The organism is Streptomyces sp. RLA012 (assembly GCF_056270325.1).
In genome coordinates, this window is sequence record NZ_JBWDPA010000002.1 from 3808226 (window position 1) to 3828491 (window position 20266).

The 20266-nt window shown below is 69.7% G+C and carries 19 protein-coding genes and 2 pseudogenes; 11 read left to right on the forward strand and 10 right to left on the reverse strand.

From position 1 onward, the window contains the following. Positions 1-366 precede the first annotated feature (366 nt). The 4 genes from RV986_RS17150 to ku form a co-directional block, all read right to left on the reverse strand. Positions 367-933, reverse strand: coding sequence for a peptidoglycan-binding domain-containing protein (locus RV986_RS17150; protein WP_475918240.1), 567 nt, complete (start codon positions 931-933; stop codon positions 367-369). Between the two features lie 305 nt (positions 934-1238). Next, positions 1239-1451: a hypothetical protein gene (locus RV986_RS17155; RefSeq protein WP_475924733.1), complete on the reverse strand. Its 213-nt coding sequence runs from the start codon at positions 1449-1451 to the stop codon at positions 1239-1241. A 367-nt stretch (positions 1452-1818) separates the two neighbouring features. After that, the gene (locus RV986_RS17160; protein ID WP_475924303.1) at positions 1819-2568 is read right to left on the reverse strand and encodes a patatin-like phospholipase family protein; all 750 of its coding nucleotides are present in this window, start codon (positions 2566-2568) and stop codon (positions 1819-1821) included. Positions 2569-2841: 273 nt separating this feature from the next. Continuing rightward, the gene (ku, locus tag RV986_RS17165) at positions 2842-3951 is read right to left on the reverse strand and encodes a non-homologous end joining protein Ku (RefSeq protein WP_475918241.1); all 1110 of its coding nucleotides are present in this window, start codon (positions 3949-3951) and stop codon (positions 2842-2844) included. Between the two features lie 113 nt (positions 3952-4064). Here ku and ligD point away from each other — a divergent pair, with 113 nt between their 5' ends. Next, on the forward strand, positions 4065-4946 hold the full coding sequence (ligD, locus tag RV986_RS17170; RefSeq protein WP_475918242.1) for a non-homologous end-joining DNA ligase: 882 nt from the start codon (positions 4065-4067) through the stop codon (positions 4944-4946). Positions 4947-5303: 357 nt separating this feature from the next. Here ligD and RV986_RS17175 read toward each other — a convergent pair whose 3' ends face one another. Next, positions 5304-6107 (reverse strand): nuclease-related domain-containing protein, encoded by an 804-nt coding sequence (locus RV986_RS17175; protein WP_475918243.1) that lies wholly within the window; start codon positions 6105-6107, stop codon positions 5304-5306. A gap of 97 nt (positions 6108-6204) precedes the next feature. On the opposite strand from RV986_RS17175, the gene RV986_RS17180 reads away from it, so the two are divergent. Further along, a complete protein-coding gene (locus tag RV986_RS17180; protein WP_475918244.1) occupies positions 6205-6711 on the forward strand; it encodes a protein-tyrosine phosphatase family protein in 507 nt (168 codons plus the stop codon). A gap of 213 nt (positions 6712-6924) precedes the next feature. Here the strand turns inward: RV986_RS17180 and RV986_RS17185 are convergent. Further along, positions 6925-7068, reverse strand: a pseudogene (locus RV986_RS17185) (transposase); the annotation flags it as partial. A gap of 145 nt (positions 7069-7213) precedes the next feature. On the opposite strand from RV986_RS17185, the gene RV986_RS17190 reads away from it, so the two are divergent. The 5 genes from RV986_RS17190 (at position 7214) to RV986_RS17210 (ending at position 12602) form a co-directional block, all read left to right on the forward strand. Then, entirely contained in the window at positions 7214-7681 is a 468-nt protein-coding gene (locus RV986_RS17190) for an SH3 domain-containing protein (RefSeq protein ID WP_475918245.1), read from the forward strand. Between the two features lie 80 nt (positions 7682-7761). Then, entirely contained in the window at positions 7762-9156 is a 1395-nt protein-coding gene (locus tag RV986_RS17195; RefSeq protein WP_475918246.1) for an FtsW/RodA/SpoVE family cell cycle protein, read from the forward strand. Next, entirely contained in the window at positions 9153-10610 is a 1458-nt protein-coding gene (locus RV986_RS17200; protein ID WP_475918247.1) for a penicillin-binding transpeptidase domain-containing protein, read from the forward strand. The genes RV986_RS17195 and RV986_RS17200 overlap by 4 nt, the downstream gene beginning before the upstream one ends. Positions 10611-10740: 130 nt before the next feature. Next, positions 10741-11796, forward strand: coding sequence for a permease (locus tag RV986_RS17205; protein ID WP_475918248.1), 1056 nt, complete (start codon positions 10741-10743; stop codon positions 11794-11796). Further along, positions 11793-12602: a TIGR03943 family putative permease subunit gene (locus tag RV986_RS17210; protein ID WP_475918249.1), complete on the forward strand. Its 810-nt coding sequence runs from the start codon at positions 11793-11795 to the stop codon at positions 12600-12602. Before RV986_RS17205 ends, RV986_RS17210 begins: the two co-directional genes overlap by 4 nt. A 13-nt stretch (positions 12603-12615) precedes the next feature. Here RV986_RS17210 and RV986_RS17215 read toward each other — a convergent pair. Together RV986_RS17215 and RV986_RS17220 are read right to left on the reverse strand one after the other, a co-directional pair. After that, positions 12616-13605: pseudogene (locus RV986_RS17215) on the reverse strand (ADP-ribosylglycohydrolase family protein). A 20-nt stretch (positions 13606-13625) separates the two neighbouring features. After that, positions 13626-14732 (reverse strand): ferritin-like domain-containing protein, encoded by a 1107-nt coding sequence (locus tag RV986_RS17220; RefSeq protein ID WP_475918250.1) that lies wholly within the window; start codon positions 14730-14732, stop codon positions 13626-13628. Between the two features lie 125 nt (positions 14733-14857). Between RV986_RS17220 and RV986_RS17225 the strand changes: the two genes are divergently transcribed. The 4 genes from RV986_RS17225 to RV986_RS17240 all read left to right on the forward strand — a co-directional run bounded on the left by RV986_RS17225 (position 14858) and on the right by RV986_RS17240 (position 18304). Further along, the gene (locus RV986_RS17225; protein WP_475918251.1) at positions 14858-15787 is read left to right on the forward strand and encodes an AurF N-oxygenase family protein; all 930 of its coding nucleotides are present in this window, start codon (positions 14858-14860) and stop codon (positions 15785-15787) included. Positions 15788-16000: 213 nt separating this feature from the next. Further along, positions 16001-16726 (forward strand): TetR/AcrR family transcriptional regulator, encoded by a 726-nt coding sequence (locus RV986_RS17230; RefSeq protein WP_475918252.1) that lies wholly within the window; start codon positions 16001-16003, stop codon positions 16724-16726. Positions 16727-16751: 25 nt separating this feature from the next. Then, positions 16752-17063, forward strand: coding sequence for a hypothetical protein (locus RV986_RS17235; protein ID WP_475918253.1), 312 nt, complete (start codon positions 16752-16754; stop codon positions 17061-17063). Positions 17064-17164: 101 nt separating this feature from the next. Then, positions 17165-18304 (forward strand): C40 family peptidase, encoded by a 1140-nt coding sequence (locus RV986_RS17240; protein ID WP_475918254.1) that lies wholly within the window; start codon positions 17165-17167, stop codon positions 18302-18304. Positions 18305-18334: 30 nt separating this feature from the next. On the opposite strand, the gene RV986_RS17245 is transcribed toward RV986_RS17240, so the two are convergent. Together RV986_RS17245 and RV986_RS17250 are read right to left on the reverse strand one after the other, a co-directional pair. Further along, positions 18335-19588 (reverse strand): styrene monooxygenase/indole monooxygenase family protein, encoded by a 1254-nt coding sequence (locus RV986_RS17245; RefSeq protein WP_475918255.1) that lies wholly within the window; start codon positions 19586-19588, stop codon positions 18335-18337. 24 nt (positions 19589-19612) lie between these two features. Further along, positions 19613-20242 (reverse strand): GTP-binding protein, encoded by a 630-nt coding sequence (locus tag RV986_RS17250; protein ID WP_475924304.1) that lies wholly within the window; start codon positions 20240-20242, stop codon positions 19613-19615. Between the last annotated feature and the right edge of the window lie 24 nt (positions 20243-20266).

The following is a 20266-nucleotide window of genomic DNA, read 5'->3' on the forward strand; positions in this document are numbered from 1 at the left end:
TTGCCCTTCCGGGCGCGATCGCCGTGTTTTCGCTGGTCGGGCACGGGGACGGTGGCTCCGAACCCCGCCTGCCCGGTCGGATCGCTGGTGTCCCGCACGACCCCGGGGAGCGGGAGGCGGACGCCGAACTCCGGACCGTGAAGGCCCCGGAGCCGTGTGCGCAGGTTCGAATCCTGCCGGGCCGGGCTGGGCGGATACCGACATGGGAGAGCGGGAGCCGATGTCACCGACTCCCGCTCCTTCCGGCTTTCCCTTACTGTTCGCGACACACCTGAGACACACCTTGTGCGAGCACGCAGACAGCGTTCAGCCCATCGCTATTTCCTTCGTTCCCTTCGTTCCCTTCGTTCTCTTCGCGCGCTTCCGTCAGTCGTCGAGAAGGATGTCGCAGGCGAGACCAGCTCCGAAGCCGCCGGCGGGAGTCGTCAAAAAGCCTGCCAGCACGCTGACACCCCCGCAGGCAATCGCCGTGACGACCGTGTACCCCATCCCACTGTTGAGCCCTTCCTCAGCCTTGCCTGTGTCCAGCGGGACTGCCGCACTGCCTCCCGGCCGCGGCGTGGGCACACTGTTCTGGATCATGTCGTAGTACCAGCCCTTGAGGGCGTTTCGGCTATTGTCGCCGAATACGCCGTCAGGTGTCAGGCCGAAGCGCCGCTGGAAGTGGATGACAGCCTTTTTTGTGCCGGAGCCGAACACTCCGTCGACAACGAGGTTCGCCCCGTCGGCGATGTTCATCCAGGTTTGCAGGCTACGGATGCACGTGCCGGTGACGCCCACTGCCATGAGGTCACACTCACTCATTTCAAGAGTGATCTTGTACTCACTGTCGCTGGACGCTGCCGGTGCCGCTGCGGCAACTCCGGCACCCCCAACCAACATCACGGCCAGAATCGGAATTACAGCCTGGCGCATCAAGCGCGATATTTTCACGCCTCCCCCTAATCGCCGAACTCTCCAGATATGGGGATTATCCATTCCGTTTGTCCGGCTTTCTCTTGGACCTGTCACACTGAGCCAGGAACTCCACTGAAGGACAGAGCGCGAACACTGGCGCACGGAGCGTTTCTTCAGCGCGTGGAGCGCTCTTCCCGCTCGGCGGTCCCGAACCTGTTGAGGCGTTCGCATCCCGGCGGGTGCGCACAGGCGAGAGGCCCCGGAGGGATCCGGGGCCTCTTGTGTTGGGGCCGTTGTGTCGGTTGCGGTCGGTGCGGGCGGGCCTGGGCGGATGTACGGGGTCAAGCTGCGGCCATGGCCAGGCGGTGGAACGCGCGGGTGGTGCGGGGGTGGGCGATCTCGTCCAGAAGGTGCCGCCACTCGGGGTCGGCGACGGTGGGGTGCGCCAGATCCCAGGCGGCGAGCAGCGGGGCGAGGGCGCTCTCGCCGGGGAGCTCGGTCAGGTCGTCCGTAGTCATAGTGGTGCTCGCCGTTGAGGGCGGCTGCGACGTCATGGGAGCTTCCTTCCGGATGGGGACTGTGAATCTCTGGGATCCGTTGGATTCAACAATGCCGTCGCCCGCTTGTGGGAACCATGGAGCGCCCTACCGGATCGACGGTGCAGGTGGCTGCACCCCGAGCGGGCCGCTCTCCCCCTCCCCGTTCTCCCCGCCCTCTCTCGGCCTCCCTGTTCCCTCTCGGCCTCCCTGTTCCCTCTCGGCCTCCCTGTTCCCTCTCGGCCTCCCTGTTCCCTCTCGGCATCCGGTTGATCGAATCCTGCCGACCGTCAGCCGAGGCCCGCGAGAGCGATGAGGGAGATGAAAGGGATGAGTGAGCCGCGGTCGAGATCGGCTCTGGCGCGTCCTTCGTGATTGAGCTGATTCACCCGGCCGAATGATCGCCCGTCGTGAGCGTCGTTTCCGTCGGCGGCGTGCCGTGCCCGATGGCGCGGATCTGTTCGGCGGGCTCGGCCGCCTGCCGCAGTCCCGATCGGGCCGCGCCGGGAATGCGGGACGCGTCCAAGGGATTGCGGCCGAACGCGCGGCGGGCCGCTCGGTCCGGAACCAGCAGCGCGGCCCGGGCGCCGTCTGCCGCGAGCGCGGCCACCTGGTCGGAGGCGTTCGGGGTCGCGCCCGGTACGTTGGGAATCGGGGCCGGCACGACGACCCGTCGGCAGTCGTGCACCGGGTCGGCGTTGGTCGTGGAGCGCACGCCCCCGTCCATCCAGCGCCCCGCCCCGATCGTGATCGGCGGGAACAGCGGTGGCAGCGCGCAGCTCGCCGACATCGCCCGCACCAGGTCGACGCCGCTGTCGGCGCTGAAGCCGGTCGGCTCGCCGGTGAGCGCGTCCACCGCGAACAGCCGTACCGGCCTCTTGGGCCACTCCTGAACCGGCAGTTGGGGACCGATCGCCTCGAAGACCTCGGTCTCCGACACATCGCGCACGCTCAGCGCCAGCCTGCCCAGGCGCTTGACCACCGTCCCCGGATCGCGCGAACCGAGTGCAGCCCACAGGTACTTGACCGTCATGGCGAAGGTGAAGTCCACCTCCAGCATGGCCCGCGTCCGCGCGACCTGTACCGCGTACAGATCGGCCGGCGCCGCCCCCGCGGCCAGTTCCACCGCGCGCAGCGAGCCGGCCTACGTACCGGCGAGCACATCCGCACCGCCGAGGTCCACCCCTGCCTCGGCCAGTCCCGCCGGCATGCCGACCTGCCATGCGTGCGCGGTCAGGCCGCCACCGCCCGACACCAGCGCCGTCTCCGCTCGGGGAGTAGTCCCCGTTCCTGCTCACCCTCCACCACGGGCTCATCCCGCCCGGGGTGAGTCGTTTGTCGTGAGTCGTTTGTCGTGAGTCGTGAGTTTGTATGCCGTGAGTCGTATGCCGTGAGTCGTACGGGGTGGTCAGGCCGATGCGCGCTTGCGGGGAGTGGCCTTTTGGGCTGTCGCCTTCTTCGTGGTCGCTTTCTTGGCGGTCGTCTTCTTGGCCGCGGCCGCCGTCTGCTTGGCCGCCGTCCTGGTGGTCACCGTCTTTGCGGTCGCAGCCTTGGTGGTCGCCGTCTTGGCGGTCGTCCGGCCCGTCGGCTTCGGCGTCGTTTTCTTCGGCGTCGTCTTCCTCGCGGTCGACGTGGACTTCTTGCCGCCGACCTCCTTGGGAGCCGTACGGGCCGACTTGCGGGCCGGCAGCGGGGTGACCTCGGCGGCTTCGCCCGGTTCCTCCTCGGCGGTCGCCTCGCCCCGGGACTCCTTGGCCGCGCGCACACTCTTCTCCAGGGCGGCCATCAGGTCGAGCACCTTGCCGGCGGGCTTCTCCCCGGCGGGGGGTGCGGGTGCGAGTTCGCCGGAGGCCTTGGCGGCGATGAGTTCTTCGAGGGCCTCGCGGTAGTCGTCGTGCAGTTCGTCGAGTTCCACCTCGCCGAGGGTGTCCATGAGGGCGTCGGCCAGGTCGAGTTCCTTGTCGCGGACGGTCACGCTCGCGTCCGGGGCGACCTCGTCCGTGGCGCGGATCTCGTCCGGCCAGAGCAGCCCGTGCATGGCGATCACGTCGTCCACCACGCGCAGCATGCCGAGCCGCTCCCGCCCGCGCAGCGCGAACTTGGCGATGGCGACCTTCTGGCTGCGTTTGAGTGCCTCGCGCAGCAGGACGTACGGCTTGGTGGCGGGGACACCGTTCACGGACAGGTAGTACGCCGTGTCCATCTGGAGCGGGTCGATCTTCTCGGCCGGTACGAAGGCCACGATCTCGATCGTCCTGGCGGTCGGGATCGGCAGCGAGGCCAGGTCCTCGTCCGTGATCGGGATCAGTGCGCCGTCCGCGTCCTCGTACGCCTTGCCGATCTCGCCGGTGGTGACCTCGCGGTCCTCGACTTCGCAGAACTTGCGGTACCGGATGCGGCCGCCGTCGTCCAGGTGGACCTGGCGGAAGGAGATCGAGTGGCTCTCCGTCGCGTTCACGAGCTTGATCGGGATGCTGACCAGGCCGAAGGAGATGGCGCCGTTCCAGATGGATCGCACGGGCAGCTCCCTCCTGACGAAGTTCGGTTGAAAGCCAGGCTAAACGGATGTTCCCGACATCACATCCGCAGGTCTCGTGCCCCGCTCGTTCCATCCGGTGCCACGCTCGTTCCATGACGCCGATCACCGAGGTGGAGGGGCGGCGGCTCGCGCTCACCCATCTGGAGAAGGTCCTGTACCCCGCGACCGGCTTCACCAAGGGCGAGGTGCTGCACTACTACGCGACGGTCGCGGGCCCCCTGCTGGCACACCTCCACAACCGGCCGGTCTCCTTCCTCCGCTACCCCGACGGGCCGGACGGGCAGGTCTTCTTCACCAAGAACGTGCCGCCCGGCACACCCGACTGGGTCCAGACCGCCGAGGTCCCCCGGACCGAGGGCCCCGCCCGGATGGTCCTGGTCCAGGACCTCGCCTCGCTCATGTGGGCGGCGAACCTCGTCACCGAGTTCCACACGCCCCAGTGGCAGGCGGGGGCGCCCGGTGAGGCCGACCGGATCGTGTTCGACCTCGATCCGGGGGCGCCGGCGACGGTTGTCGAGTGCTGCGAGGTCGCTCTGTGGCTGCGGGGGCGGTTGGAGGCGGACGGGATCGAGGCGTATGTGAAGACGTCCGGGTCGAAGGGGCTGCATCTGCTGGCGGCGCTGGTGCCGGTGCCGTCGAAGGACGTCAGCGGGTACGCGAGGGGGCTGGCCGTGGAGGCGGAGCGGGCGCTTCCGGCGCTGGTCACGCATCGGATGACCAAGAGTCTGCGGCCCGGGAAGGTGTTCGTCGACCACAGTCAGAACGCCGCGCGGAAGACGACCGCGACGCCGTACACACTGCGGGCGCGGTCCTCGCCGATGGTGTCGGCGCCCGTTACCTGGGAGGAGGTCGCGGACTGTGCCGGGCCTGATCGGCTGGTGTTCTTCGCCGACGATGTCGCTGCGCGGGTGGAGCGGTACGGGGATCTTTTGGGGCCGCTGCTGGATCCTGGCCGTGCGCATGACTTGCCGTAGGGGTCTTTCGCCCCCGCCGCCCCTACCCTCCCCCAAGCTCTCGGCTTCGCTCGAGCAGGGGGGACCCCCATCATCCCGTACCTGGGGGCTCCGCCCCCAGACCCCCGCATCGGCCGGGACGGCCTCGGCCTCAAACGCCGGACCGGCTGGAGGAACGCGAGCCGGGGGCGGGTGGGTGAGCGGGGTGGGTGGGGTACGGCCTTCGGCCTCGTCCTCGAACGCCGGACGGGCTGAAGGAACGCGGCCGGGGGTGGGTGATGAGGTACGGGACGGCTGTGCCGGCGGCGCCCTGCCACCCGTAGCCGCATCAAGACGTGCAAGACAGGCAAGGTCGGCAAGGTCGGCAAGGCGCGAAAGTCATACCTTCAGCCATGTGTGCCGGTCGCGGGCCATCGCGTGGAGCGCCTCGACGTCGGCCGGTTTCAGGATGCCGCCCAGCCGGGCCAGCGAGGTCAGGTCGGTGTGCCGGAGGACGCGGGCCTCGCGGAGCGGGGACAGGACGTCGAGGTCGGCGGGGGCCGCCAGGGCCAGGACGGGGTGGACCTCGGCGGTCAGGGCGTACGAGGCCCGGTCGGCGTCGGCGCGGACGCGGCGCAGCAGCGGATGCGGCTCGCGGCGGCCGACGGTGACCATGGGGTCGGCGACGAGAACCCGCTGCTTGCGGGCGTACAGCGCGCGGAGGGCGAAGAGGCCACCGGGGCCGATCAGCAGGTGGTGGATGCGGTCGCCGCCGGGGAGGGGGATCGAATGGAGGGTGTGCCAGCCCGCGCCCTCCATTTGGTCCAGTGCCTCGCCGACCGTCTGTTCGGCCGTGAGGGCCCTGCGTCGCGGATCGGGGCGCAGGCGGTGCGTGGGGCCCGGGTCGCGGTCGAGGTCGATCATCAGCGCCTCGCCGGGCCGGTTCGGCGCGAGGTCGTCGTCCGGGTGGAGGGCCAGGCGGGCCAGTTCCGCCGGGGTGGGTACCGGCGGTGGCCCCACGGTCACCGGGCCGGTCAGGAAGGGGCCGAGCGCGTCGAGCACGTCCTCCCGCCGGTCCTCGCTGAGCAGATTGACGCGCGCTGCCTCACGGTCGTACCAGGCGATGTTCCTCCCGTCGGTCAGGCACACGTACAGGCGCTCCTGTCCGTGGCGCCAGATCGGTATGACGCGCAGTCCGTTCATGCACCATCACCCCACGACCATGGGAACAGGCGGGGTGCTCCAGGGGCAAGAACCCGGTTACCTTTGGGAAGAGCTGGGGGAGTTGTGGGAGGCGCCGTTGCGGACTCGCAGAAAACAACCCGATGTGCCCGCTCCGGGCAGCCCGTGGAGCGAGATCGTGCCTGGTCTGTGGATGGGCGGGCACGCGTTCGCGGGGCGTACCGGAGAGCCGGAGTTCGCCGTCGTACGGGATGAGTTCGACCTCGTCCTGACGCTGCTGCGGCTGCCTGGGCACGGTCCCGACCCGGGTGTCGAGCATCACGTGTGGCCGATCCCGGACGGGCCCCTGGACGGGACGCAGCTCGCGGGCGTGATCCGTCTCGCGCGGGCCGCGGACGACGCGCTGGAGGACGGGCGCCGGGTCCTCGTGCGCTGTTATCACGGCTACAACCGCTCGGGGCTCGTCGTCGCGCACGCGCTCGTCCTGGCCGGGCACACCTTCGACGAGGCGATCCGGCTGATACGGAGCCGTCGCTCTCCCTGGGCTCTGCACAACGAGCTGTTCGTGGAGTACCTGCGCGCCGGCCTGCCCACGGCCCGCCTCCTGGAGGAGCTGGCGGAGTAGCCACCGGGGGTCGGTCTCCCCGGCACACCCGCTTGCACAGATATGTGAATAAACTTGCACAAATGTATGAATAAAAAGGATTTCTCGGCGAATAAGGCGAATGAGGTGTACGGCGTCGTTTTTGTCGATTTCACGCCGACCTCGCACACCGAGCCGTCCCCATGGCCCCGGGACGAGGCCGGCCCGGACGCAGGAGAGCAGTGACCGTTCCTGGAGACTGAGCGGCAGTGAGTCCTGTTGCCAAGACTCATGCTCAGCCGCGTGCCCCGAACGGTGTCGGGCACGCTGGCCTCCCGCGTTCGCGCCACGTCTCGGCGGCACGGATCGTGTCCGTGGTCCGGGAATGCGGGGGCGGGGTACCTGACCCGGCTGCCGCACCGGGCCAGGGCATGCGGCGTGAGACGCCCTGGCGTCCCCGATGGCGCAGTGCGGCCTGCGGTCGTCCGACCTCGCTCCTAATGTGGCGATTAGTCAGGTTCGCCACCTTCCTGGAGGAGCCCCCATGTCCCTGCGTCACACCCTCGCCCGCACCGGGATAGCGCTCGCCGCCGGCACGCTCATCGCGGTCGCCGGCGCCACCCCCGCCCTCGCCCTCGCCGACGCAGACCGGGACTCCGGCCGCGGCAGCAGCAACAGCAACAGCAACAGCAACAAGATCGGCAGCAACATCAACCGGGACGACGGCGACGACGGACTGTTCGACGAAGGACCGTTCAATGACGACGGCCTCGACCCCCTCTACGAGGGCCGGATCACCTCCCCCAACGGCCTCGCCCTGCACACGAGCCCGGACCGCGGCAGCCGGATCATCCGCATCGCGGGGTACGGCGAGCTGGTCGGCATCTTCTGCAAGACGCCGGGAGAGTTCGTCGGCGGCGACCCGCTCTGGTATCTGCTCACGGACGGCACCTGGGCCTGGGGCGCGGCGCGCCACATCGCCACCATCGGACCGTCCCCACGCTGGTGCTGACGCCCGGACGCACACACCAGAACAGACTGTTTGTCACCACATAACGGGACATCAGGTTCACCGCTTGCTACGTTCCGGACATGATCCAGCCCGGAATGCCTGGAATTCCCCGAACGCAGCGAAGGACCGTGGCAGCGGACCCACCCGCTCCCGCCGTACGCCTGCCCCGGCGCCGTGGCATCGAGTTCTCCCTCCTCTTCATCGCCGTGCTCCTGTCCGTGTACGGCTACTGCGCGGTCGGACTCGCCCGGCACGGCACCGTTCCGCCCGGCGCCGCCGGTTACGGCGCCGGGCTCGGGGTGCTCGCGCTGCTCGCGCATGTCGCGGTACGGCTGCGGGCGCCGTACGCCGATCCGCTGCTGCTGCCGATCGCCGTCCTGCTCAACGGCCTGGGCCTGGTGCTGATCTACCGCCTCGACCTGGAGACCCCGAGTGACCAGGCCGCCACCATCCAGCTCGTCTGGTCGACGCTCGGCGTCGGGCTCTTCATCGCGGCCGTACTCCTCCTGCGCGACCACCGCGTCCTGCAGCGCTACACCTATGTCTCGGTCGTCGCCGCCCTCGCCCTGCTGGTCCTGCCGATCCTGTTCCCCGCCGTGAACGGCGCCCGGATCTGGATCCGGATCGCCGGATTCTCCATCCAGCCGGGCGAGTTCGCGAAGGTACTGCTCGCGGTCTTCTTCGCCGGCTATCTCGCCGCCAACCGCAACGCGCTCGCCTACGCGGGCCGGCCCATCTTGCGGTTCAAACGACTGCAGCTGCCCACCGGCCGCGTCCTCGGCCCGATCGTGGCGATCTGGCTGCTGAGCGTGCTGGTACTGGTCCTGGAGCGGGACCTCGGCACCTCCTTGCTGTTCTTCGGCCTCTTCGTGATCCTGCTGTACGTCGCCACCGGCCGCACCGGCTGGATCGCGGTCGGCCTGCTGCTCGCCTGCGTGGGCGCGGTGGCCGTCGGCTGGCTGGAACCGCATGTCCACAGCCGGGTGCAGGACTGGCTGCACCCGTTCGCGTCGATCGACGCGGGCCAGGGGCCGAACCAACTCGCCCAGTCCCTCTTCGCGTTCGCCGCCGGCGGCATGCTCGGCACCGGACTCGGCCTCGGCCACTCCATCCTCATCGGCTTCGCCGCCAAATCGGACTTCATCCTCGCCACCGCGGGCGAGGAACTGGGCCTCTTCGGCCTCGCCGCGATCTTCCTCCTCTACGGCCTCCTCGTGGAGCGCGGCTACCGTGCGGGCCTCGCCCTGCGCGACCCCTTCGGACGACTGCTCGCCATCGGCCTCGCCTCGATCGTGGCGCTCCAGGTCTTCGTGATCGCGGGCGGTGTGACCGGTCTGATCCCGCTGACCGGCATGGCGATGCCGTTCCTCGCCCAGGGCGGCTCCTCCGTCGTCACCAACTGGATCATCGTGGCGCTGCTGATCCGGATCAGCGACTCGGCGCGCAGCCAGTACGACGGGACGGCGGCGCCGTGACCAAGTACATCAGGAGAGCCGCCCTCCTCTGCCTCGTGCTGCTGCTGGCCCTCCTCGTCAACGCCGCCCGCGTCCAGGTCTTCCAGGCCGGGGCGTACGACGACAATCCGGCCAACCGCCGCCAGACGATCGCCCGTTACGGCCAGCCGCGCGGAGACATCCTCGTCGACGGCCGGCCGGTCACCGGTTCCAAGGACACCGGCGAACAGCTCCGCTACGAGCGGACGTACGCGGACGGCCCGTTGTACGCGCCCGTCACCGGCTTCGCCTCACAGGTGTACGGGAGCACGTTCCTGGAGAACTCCGAGGACGGCATCCTCTCCGGCAGCGACCCGCTCCTCGCCCCGCTCCGCCTGTGGAACGACACCACACGCGACCGCAGCCCCGGCGGCAAGGTCGTCACGACGCTCGACCCGGCCGCGCAACGGGCCGCCTACCGGGGTCTGGGCTCGCGGCGCGGCGCGGTGGCCGCCATCCAGCCGGCCACGGGGAAGATCCTGGCGCTGGTCTCCACACCGTCGTACGACCCCGCCGCGCTGTCCGGGACGAGCACGGCGGTGACGGACGCGTGGCGGCGGCTGAACGCGGCCGCGGACAAGCCGATGCTCAACCGGGCGATCCGGCAGACCTATCCGCCGGGCTCGACGTTCAAGGCGGTGACGGCCGCGGCGGCGCTGGAGGCGGGGGTGGTGACGGACCTCGACGCCTCGACCACGTCCCCGGACCCGTACCGGCTGCCCGGCACCACGACCCGGCTGACGAACGAGGTGGACGGCTGCGAGGACGCCTCCCTGCGGTACGCCTTCGAGTGGTCCTGCAACACCGTCTTCGCCAAGCTGGGCGTTGACGTGGGACTGCGTGACATGACCCGGACGGCGACGGACTTCGGCTTCAACGACCGGGGGTTGCGGATCCCGTTCTCCGTGGTCCCCAGCAACTTCGACACCACGCTCGACAAGGCGCAGCTGGCGCTCTCCTCCATCGGCCAGTTCAACACCCGGGCCACCCCCCTCCAGATGGCGATGATCTCGGCGGCCGTCGCGGGCGGCGGGTCCGTCAAGTCGCCGTACCTCGTGGAGAAGACGACCTCGCGCAGCGACATCACCGTGTCGACGACCGGCCCGAGCACCCTCCACCAGGCGATGAACCCGGCGACCGCCGCACGGATGCGCGAGCTGATGACGGACGTGGTGACGGAGGGCACCGGCACGAACGCCGCGATTCCCGGTGCGACCGTCGGCGGCAAGACCGGGACGGCTCAGCACGGCATCGACAACCTCGGACTGCCGTACGCCTGGTTCATCTCCTGGGCCCAGGCGGACGGTTCCATGGAGCCCGCGGTGGCGGTCGCGGTCGTCGTCGAGGACGCGGCGGCCCGCCGTGGGGACATCAGCGGCGGCGGGGACGCGGCGCCGATCGCCAAGGCGGTGATGGAGGCGGTGCTCGGGTTCTGAGACGGTTCCCCTTGTTCTGGGACGGTTTCCTCACTCCGGGAATGAGCACTCCGGTCCGAATCGCCGTACTGATGGGGAGGGGACCCCATCGACGACGCCCCACCCCTGCCATGCCGGAGGTACCTCGCCCGTGAGCATCACCAAAGCGGCCCCGCCGGGGGTCGGTCACCACGACGCGGACGACGGCGGCCTCGGCGAACCGAACCGTCCACGAGACCCGGCGGAGGCTGCGCAGGGCTGGCACTTCAGCTCGCCGCTCGTCCTGATCATGCTGCTGCTCGTGCTGCTGCTGGCGCAGGGACCGATCCGCCGGGCGCTGTCCGCGCCGGTGATGCAGAGCTGGATGACCGTGTTCGTCGCGGTGGTCGTCCAGGCCCTGCCCTTCCTCGTCCTCGGCGTGCTGCTGTCGGCGGTCATCGCGGTGTTCGTCCCGCCGACCTTCTTCGCCCGGGCCCTGCCGAAGCGGCCCGCGCTGGCCGTGCCCGTCGCAGGGATGGCCGGGGCGGTACTGCCCGGCTGCGAGTGCGCGTCCGTGCCGGTGGCCGGGGCGCTGGTACGGCGGGGGGTCACCCCCGCGGCGGCGCTGGCGTTCCTGCTGTCGGCCCCCGCCATCAACCCGATCGTGCTGACGGCCACCGCCGTCGCGTTTCCCCGCAACCCCGAGATGGTGCTCGCCCGGTTCGTGGCGAGTCTGCTGGTGGCCTGCGCGATGGGGTGGCTGTGGCAGCGGGTGGGCCGCGCGGACTGGCTGCGGCCGCCGGCCCGGCCCTCCCACGAGGGGCTCGGCAAGGGGGCCGCGTTCTGGGACTCCGTACGGCACGACGTGATGCACGCCGGCGGGTTCCTCGTCATCGGGGCGATGGCGGCGGCCACGCTCAAGGCCGTCGTACCGGCGACCTGGCTGCACGCCGCGGCCGCCAACCCGGTGGTGGCGATCCTCGCCCTGGCGGTCCTCGCGGTGCTGCTCTCCATCTGCTCCGAGGCCGACGCGTTCGTCGTGTCCTCCCTGACCCAGTTCTCGCTGACCGCGCGACTTGCCTTCCTCGTGGTGGGACCCATGATCGACCTGAAACTCTTCGCCATGCAGGCAGGCACCTTCGGCCGCGGCTTCGCCCTGCGGTTCGCGCCCGCCACCTTCGTCCTGGCCGTCCTCGGCTCGGTCCTCGTCGGGACGGTACTGCTGTGAACCGGCAGGCACAGGCGGCGGTCCTGTTCCTCACCGGCGCGGCGGTGCTGCACGCCGGGTTCACCGATCTGTATCTGCGCTATGTGAAGGCCGGGCTGCGGCCGTTGCTGCTCGCGGCCGGGGTCGTGCTGATCCTCGCCGCGCTGGCGACCGTGTGGTACGAGCGGCGGGCTCGGCCCCCGGGTGAGGGGCACCATGAGGCCGGGGCTGGGGCTGGGGCTGCGGGTGAAGCTGGGGCTGTGGGTGAAGCTGGAGGTGAAGCTGCGGCTGGGGGTGGAGATGGGCATGGGCACGTCCATCGTGAGCCTCGTATCGCCTGGCTTCTCGTCCTGCCGCTGTTCGCCCTCATCCTCGTCGCCCCGCCCGCGCTCGGCTCCTACAGCGCCATGCACGCCGGTACGGCCCTGCAGGCGCCCCTCGCCTACCCGTCCCTCCCGGCCACCGACCCGTTGCCCCTCGGCGTCGTCGACTACGCCGGCCGCGCCGCCTACGACCACGGCCGCACGCTGGGCCACCGGCGGCTCGAAGTCACCGGCTTCCTCGCCCTCGCCAAGGACGGCACCCCGTATCTGGTCCGGATGGCCCTCAACTGCTGCGCCGCCGACGCGCAGCCGGTCAAGATCGGTCTGACCGGCCACCTCCCGCCCGTCCTGCAGCCCGACACCTGGCTCCAGGTCACCGGCACCTACACCGCGAAACAGACCAAGGACCCCGTCAACGACGGCCGCATCCCGTTCCTCGACGTCACCGCGGCCAAACCGGTCCCGACCCCGCACGACCCGTACGACGAGAGCTGGAACAACTGAGGGCGAGGTCGGCCTAGGCGGCGCCGGGTACCGCCTCGCGGCGGCTCAGCCATTCCTCGGGTACGTGCCCCACTCCCGTACGGGCGCCCACGATGCCGCCCGTGATGGCACAGGTCGTGTCGACGTCGCCGAAGCCCTCGGCCGTGGTCCAGAGGGCGGAGGTCAGGTCGTCGGGGTGCCGGGTGGCGCACCAGACGGCGAAGGGGACGGTGTCGTCGGCGCGGACCCTCCCCCAAGCTCTCGGCTTCGCTCGAGCAGGGGGACCCCCATCCGTTGCCGAGGATGTCCGCGGCCTTCCAGGGCTCGGTCGTGAAGGGCAGGCTCGCGGCGCGCCGCAGCCCCTCGCGTACGGCGCTGTCGGGCGTGGCCTCCACCACCGTGCCGATATTCAGGTCCCGACGGGTCGACAGCCGCGACGGCCACCGCCACCGCGCCCGCGATACCCTCCGGGTGGGCGTGGGTCACCTCGGCCGAGAGCCTCGCCTGTTCGGCCACGAGCGGGAGGCTCTCGTGGAACCAGGCCCCCAGCGGCGCCACCCGCATCGCCGCGCCGTTGCCGAGGCTGCCCTCGCCGTCGAACAGGCCGCGCGCCAGTTCCGACCAGCGGTCCGGCTCCTGGAGGAGACGTGGGAGCAGTTGGTGCATGCCGTAGCCGTAGCCCCGGGCCGGGTCGGCGTCGTAGCCGAGGGCGAAGGCCTGGGCCAGTTCCGGTTGCCGGATCTCGCCGTGTTCGTCGAGGACACGGAGGATGCCGAGAGCCATGGCCGTGTCATCCGTCCAGTGCCAGTCCGGTTCCTCGGGGGTGCGCCGGGCGCGGATCTCCTCGTACGCCTGGGGGCGGTCCCGGAAGAGGGGGAACCAGCGTTCGCCGAAGGCGTCGCCCAGGGCCAGGCCCTCCAGGCTGCGGCGGGCCAGGGCGCGTGGGGTGAGATGGGGGTTCGGGGCGGGTGTCATGGTGTGAGCATGCCGGTCGGGGTGGGCCGGCGCACGCGTGTTTGGGCAGGCCGTTTCTGGCGTTTCGTCTTACAAGTCCGTGCCCTTCTCGATCATCTCCTCCACCTCCGCCACCCGTTCCTTCTCCTCCGTCGCGAATCGTTCCGCGTCCAGCCGTTCCGCGATCTCCTCGTCCTGCGCCATCAGCAGGTCGAGGTTGGAGTCGCCCATCTCGAACACGCCCATGTCGACGTACGCCTCCTGGAGGCGTTTGCCCCACAGGCCGATGTCCTTGACGCACGGAACGATGCGGCTGAACAACAACTGGCGGAAGAGGCGCAGGAATTCGGACTGTTCGCTGTATTCCTCGGCCTCCGATTTCGGGATGCCGAAGTTTTCCAGGACCTCCACGCCGCGGAGTCTGTCCCGCATCAAGTAACAGCCCTCGATGACGAATTCCTCGCGTTCGCGCAGTTCCGCGTCGGATAGTTGCGTGTAGTAGTCGCGCAGGGCCATGCGGCCGAAGGCTACGTGGCGGGCCTCGTCCTGCATGACGTAGGCGAGGATCTGTTTGGGGAGGGGCTTGTCGGTGGTGTCCCTGATCATGCCGAAGGCGGCCAGGGCCAGGCCCTCTATCAGGACCTGCATTCCGAGGTACGGCATGTCCCAGCGGGAGTCGCGGAGGGTGTCGTCGAGGAGGGACCGCAGGTTGTCGTTGATCGGGTACAGCATGCCGATCTTCTCCTGCAGGAAACGGGCGTAGATCTCGGCGTGGCGGGCCTCGTCCATCGTCTGCGTGGCCGAGTAGAACTTCGCGTCCAGGTCGGGGACCGACTCGACTATGCGCGCCGCGCAGACCATGGCCCCCTGTTCGCCGTGCAGGAACTGGCTGAACTGCCAGGACGCGTAGTGCTTGCGCAGTTCGCCCTTGTCCCGGTCGGTCATCTTCGCCCAGTGCGGGGTTCCGTAGAGGGTCATCGACTCGTCGGGGGTGCCGAGTGGGTCGTGGGGATCGACTTCGAGGGTCCAGTCGATTCGTTTTTGGCCGTCCCACTGTTTGTCCTTGCCCTTCTGGTACAGGGCGAGCAGTCGGTCGCGGCCGTCGTCGTACTCCCAGGTGAAGCGTGCCGTCCCCGTGGCCGGTATCTGCCAGAGGGGGTCTCCCGGGTCCTTGGCGTACAGCTCATACGTCGGCATACATCGCAGGCTCACACGTGGTAGACGCGTCGTCAACAAGTCGCGCGCAAGGGATTGACGGGCTTGCTGACAAGCAGTCTCATAAGTGGTGACCGCCGGTAACCCTTGTAGAGGTGGGAACAGTCATGACGACGGCGACGGAAGCGGATGTGCTGCGCGATGCGCTCGGCCTGCTCAAGGACCGGGAGCAGGTGGCCGAGCGGCTGCTCGACTCCTCCGCCAAGCACTCCTTCGACCCGGACACGGAGCTGGACTGGGAGGCGCCCTTCGAGGACGGCAAGTGGTTCTGGCCGCCGGAGCTGGTGTCGCTGTACGACACCCCGCTGTGGAGGCGGATGGGGGAGGAGCAGCGGGTTCTGCTGTCGCGGCACGAGGCCGCTGCGCTGGCTTCGCTGGGGATCTGGTTCGAGATTATTTTGATGCAGCTTCTGGTGCGGCATATTTATGACAAAGCTGCTACCAGTGCGCATGTGCGTTACGCCTTGACCGAGATCGAGGACGAGTGTCGGCACTCGAAGATGTTCGCCCGGCTTATTTCGCGTGGGGGCACGCCCTACTATCCGGTGAGCCGGGCTCATCTGAATCTGGGGAGAATTTTCAAGACCGTGTCCACCACCCCCGGGTCATTCACCGCCACGCTGCTCGGTGAGGAGATCCTGGACTGGATGCAGCGGCTGACCTTTCCGGACGAGCGGGTGCAGAGCCTGATACGGGGGGTCACGCGCATCCACGTGGTGGAGGAGGCGCGGCATGTGCGCTACGCGCGGGAGGAGCTGCGGCGGCAGATGGTGACCGCGCCGCGGTGGTCGCAGGAGTTCACGAGGGTGACATCGGGGGAGTTCGCCCGGGTCTTCTCCGTCGCTTTCGTCAATCCCGAGGTCTACACGAACGTCGGCCTCGATCGGCGGGAGGCCGTGGCGCAGGTGCGGGCGAGTGGGCATCGGCGGGAGGTCATGCAGACCGGGGCCAAGCGGCTGACCGAGTTCCTGGACGACATCGGGGTGCTGCGGGGGGTCGGGCGGCGGTTGTGGAAGGCGTCCGGGTTGCTGGCCTGAGAGGGGCGCGGTCCGTCCCCCTGGGGGCCGTCTGTGGGGTGGGGGGCCGTGCCGGTACGTCCGTTCGCGGCCGGTGGCGGTCCCGCCGGGTTTTCGGTTCCCCCTGGGACGATCGAGTACGCCGCGAACGGACGTACCGGCACGACCCCCTTGGGTAGTACGACGACTGCCGCGGGCGGGTGGGGGGCGTGGCAGGCCGGTTACGCTGCCGATATGACCTCGCAGGCTCCCACCCCCGCGTACCGTCGGCTGAGTGTCGAGGAGCGGCGTTCGCAGCTGCTCGATGCGGCGCTGTCCCTCTTCGCGCACCGGGCGCCCGAGGAGGTCTCGCTCGATGACGTGGCGGAGGCGGCCGGGGTGTCGCGGCCGCTCGTGTACCGGTACTTCCCGGGTGGCAAGCAGCAGCTGTACGAGGCTGCCCTGCGGTCCGCCGCGGAGGAGCTGGAACACTGTTTCGCGGAGCCCCCGGAGGGACCGCTGAGCGAGCGGCTGGCCCGGGCGCTCGACCGGTATCTGGCGTTCGTGGATCAGCACGATGCCGGGTTCAGTGCGTTGTTGCAGGGCGGGAGTGTCGTCGAGACGTCCCGGACCACGGCCATAGTGGATGGCGTGCGGCGGGCTGCGGCGCAGCACATTCTCGATCATCTGGGCGTGCGGGATCCGGGGGCGCGGCTGAGGATGACCGTGCGGATGTGGATCACCGCGGTGGAGGGTGCCTCGCTGAGCTGGCTGGACGGGGGCAAGGAGCCGCCGTTGGACGAGCTGCGGGACTGGCTCGTGGAGCAGTTCACGGCGATGATCGTCGTCAGCGCGGGGCGTGATCCGCAGTGTGCCGGGGTGGTGCGGGCCGCGCTGGCCCTGGAGGCGCGGGACGGGGCCGTGGGGCGGCTGGCCCGGGTGGTTCTTCCGGTGATCAGTGACGCCGCGCGGCTGCTGTGACGGATGCGTTTGTGACACTGGTGCGGTGAAGAGCGAAGACACTCCCTTCGAGGGCGGCCCGCTGGACGGGCGTGTGCTGCCCGTCCTGCTCGGTCTGACCGGACACCCGCCGAAGGTGTACCGGGTTCCGGTTCCGGACGCCGGGGGCGGGCCGCCGACCGTGCTCGTCTATCGGCGGGTGCAGGCTCGGGCGAGCAAGCGGTTGGGGCTGCATCAGGGGTGGAAGTACGCGTACGACCCGTCCGGCGATGCTGGGAGGGGCGGGCTGAAGTGGCCCTGGTCCAAGCCCGGTGCCAAGGGCGCGGGAGCCACGCCGGAGTCCCACGCGGACGAGTGACCTTCTTGGGCCGAAACGGTCAGCGGGCGCGCGCTCGGGATGCGTCGACCTGATCCTGCCGGTGCGAGGTGGAGGGACCACCTCGCACCGGAGGTGATGGCATGTCAGGAAGGCTTCTGCGTCTGGCTTGTTCGGCCGCGATGGCGGCGGGGATGTCGGTCACGCCCGCGGTGGCCGCCCCCGATCCCGGTGCGCAGGAGCGGTCGGTGGTGCGGGTGCTGACGGATCTTCAGCGGCTGTACCGGGACACCGAGCGCGCCGCCGAGGCGTACAACGCCACCGAGGAGAAGCTGAAGAAGCGGCGGGCCGAGGTCGCCCGGCTAGACGGGGACCTCGTCAAGGCCCGCCTCTCGCTGCAGGACAGCCGTGGCGCGGCGGGGCGGCTCGCCCGGCAGCAGTATCAGAACAGCAGCGGGATCTCCTCGTATGTGCGGCTGCTGCTCGCCCGTGACCCGCAGCACGCGTTGGACGAGGGGCATGTGATCGGGCAGCTGTCCCGGGAGCGGGTGGAGACCGTGGACCGGCTGGTGGGGAGGGAGAAGAGGACCGATGGGCTGGCGCGGGCCGCGCGGAAGGCACTCGACGCTCAACTCGTCCTCGCCGAGCGGCAGAAGAAGGAACGTGATGAGGTGCGGGGGCAGCTGGGGAAGGTCGAGGAGTTGCTTGCCTCGCTCAGTGCCGATCAGCTGGCGGAGCTGGCACGGCTGGAGAAGTCCGGTGTCGCCGAGGCGCAGCGCAAGCTGGTGGCCTCGGGGGCGCTGAGCAGTGCCCGGCCGCCCTCGCGGGAGGGCGAGGAGGCGGTGCGGTACGCCGTGAAGCAGCTCGGGAAGCCGTACGAGTGGGGCGCCGAGGGGCCGGCCTCGTACGACTGCTCGGGGCTCACTTCGCAGGCCTGGGACCATGCCGGGCGGCCCATCCCCCGTACCAGCCAGGAGCAGTGGGCCGAGCTGCCCCGCGTTCCGCTGAGCGAGCTGCGCCCCGGGGACCTTGTTCTTTATTTCCCCGATGCCACGCATGTCGCCCTGTACGTGGGGGACGGGAAGGTCGTGCAGGCCCCGAGACCGGGGACGGATGTCAAGGTCTCCCCCATCGCCGCCAATCCGTTGTTGGGTGCCGTTCGTCCGGATCCGGACGGCAAGCCGCTGCGGCACTACATGCCGCCGCGCCTTCCGGAGGGGAAGGTGAAGAGCGCCCCTTCAGGGGGGCGAGCAGCGTCCCTCCGGGCGCGGGGAACTGCTTGATCAGTCGTCCCCGCGCCCGGAGGGGCAGGTTCAGGCTCCGGTCACGGAAGCCAGGTACGCCTCCGTCTTCTCCGGCTCGTAGAAGAAGTTCTCGAAGTCCGCCGGGTTGTCGAAACCGTTGGCGAAACGATGCGCCACCGGCGGGAGCTGGGTTCCGGCGCCGATGAGGTTGAGGACGTGCTCGGGCGGGACGCCCAGCATGGCGTTCGTCCACTTCGTCACGTGCTGGGCCGTGTCCCAGTAACGGTCGAACGTGGCCTGCATCCAGGTCTCGTCGAACTCCTTCTCCTCCTGCTCCAGGATCGAGGCGAGGTAGGCGGCCGCGCACTTGGCGGCGGAGTTGGAGCCCTGGCCGGTGATCGGGTCGTTGGCCACCACCACGTCGGCGACGCCCAGGACCAGGCCACCGCCGGGGAGGCGGCCGATCGGGTTGCGGACGGTGGGGGCGTAACGGCCGGACAGGGTGGCGTTGACGTCGGTGAGTTCGACCTTGGTGGCCCGCGCGTACTCCCACGGCACGAACTTCTCCATGAGTTCCAGGGTCAGGGAGAGGTGTTCGGCCGGGTCCTTGATGCCCTTGAAGGCGTCGACCGGGCCGCCGGGTATGCCCTCCCAGAAGAGGATGTCCGCACGGCCGGACGTGGTGAGCGTCGGCATGACGAAGAGCTCGCCGACACCGGGGACGAGGTTGCAGCGGACCGCGTCGTAGTCGGGGTGCTCGGGGCGCGGGCCGAGGCCGTGGACGTAGGCGACGGCGAGGGCGCGCTGCGGCTCCGTGTACGGGGAGCGGGCGGCGTCCCGGCCGAACATGGAGACCAGTTCGCCCTTGCCGGCCGAGACCAGGACCAGGTCGTAGGTACGGGAGAAGTAGTCGAGGTCGGAGACCGCGACGCCGTGGATGACCAGCTGGCTGCCGCGCTGGGCGAAGGTCTCCATCCAGCCGGCCATCTTCACCCGCTGGTCGACGGACTGCGCGTAGCCGTCGAGCCGGCCCACCCAGTCGATCGCGCGCTGCGAGGGGCCCGGGTCGAAGGAACCGGGGGCCGCGACCGAGACGCCGAGTCCTTCGATCTTCGGGGCCTGGGACTCCCAGAAGTTCAGCTGGAGATCGCGCTCGTGCTGGAGTGCCGTGTGGAACATGCACTGCGTCGACATGACGCGCCCGGTGCGGATCTCGTCCGCCGTACGGTTCGACATCAGGGTGACCTCGTACCCGTGCGACTGGAGGCCGAGGGCAAGCTGGAGTCCGGACTGACCGGCTCCGACGACGAGTATCTTCCGCATGCGCGTCCTCACTCCGTGTACGTCCTATTCGGGGCTCACGTCGAGCGCGTGCCCCACCAGCGCGAGCAGGGTCTCGACGACCGAGATCCGACGCCTGGCATCCATGATCATGACAGGTATGTGTGAAGGCACCGTGAGGGCCTCACGCACATCCGCGGCGTCGAACCGCTCGGTGCCGTCGAAGTGGTTGACCGCGACGACGTACGGCAGTCCGCAGCTCTCGAAGTAGTCGAGCGCCGGGAAGCAGTCCTTGAGGCGGCGGGTGTCGGCGAGGACCACCGCGCCGATCGCGCCGCGCACCAGGTCGTCCCACATGAACCAGAACCGCGGCTGGCCCGGCGTACCGAAGAGGTAGAGCACCAGGTCGTCGGCGAGCGTGATGCGGCCGAAGTCCATGGCCACGGTGGTGGTCAGCTTCTCCGGGGTCGCGGTGAGGTCGTCGGTGTCCTCGCCGGCCTGTGTCATCAGCGCCTCCGTCTGGAGGGGCGCGATCTCGGAGACGGCGGTGACCAGCGTGGTCTTGCCCACGCCGAAGCCGCCCGCCACCACGATCTTCGTGGCGATCGGGGCGCGGGTGCGGTCGGTCTGCCAGGCCTGGAGGTTCTCGTCGGACTCGGACTCGGACACCGGCACCGGCACCGGGGCCAGCGGCATCGGGGCCGTGGCGGGGAAGGCGGT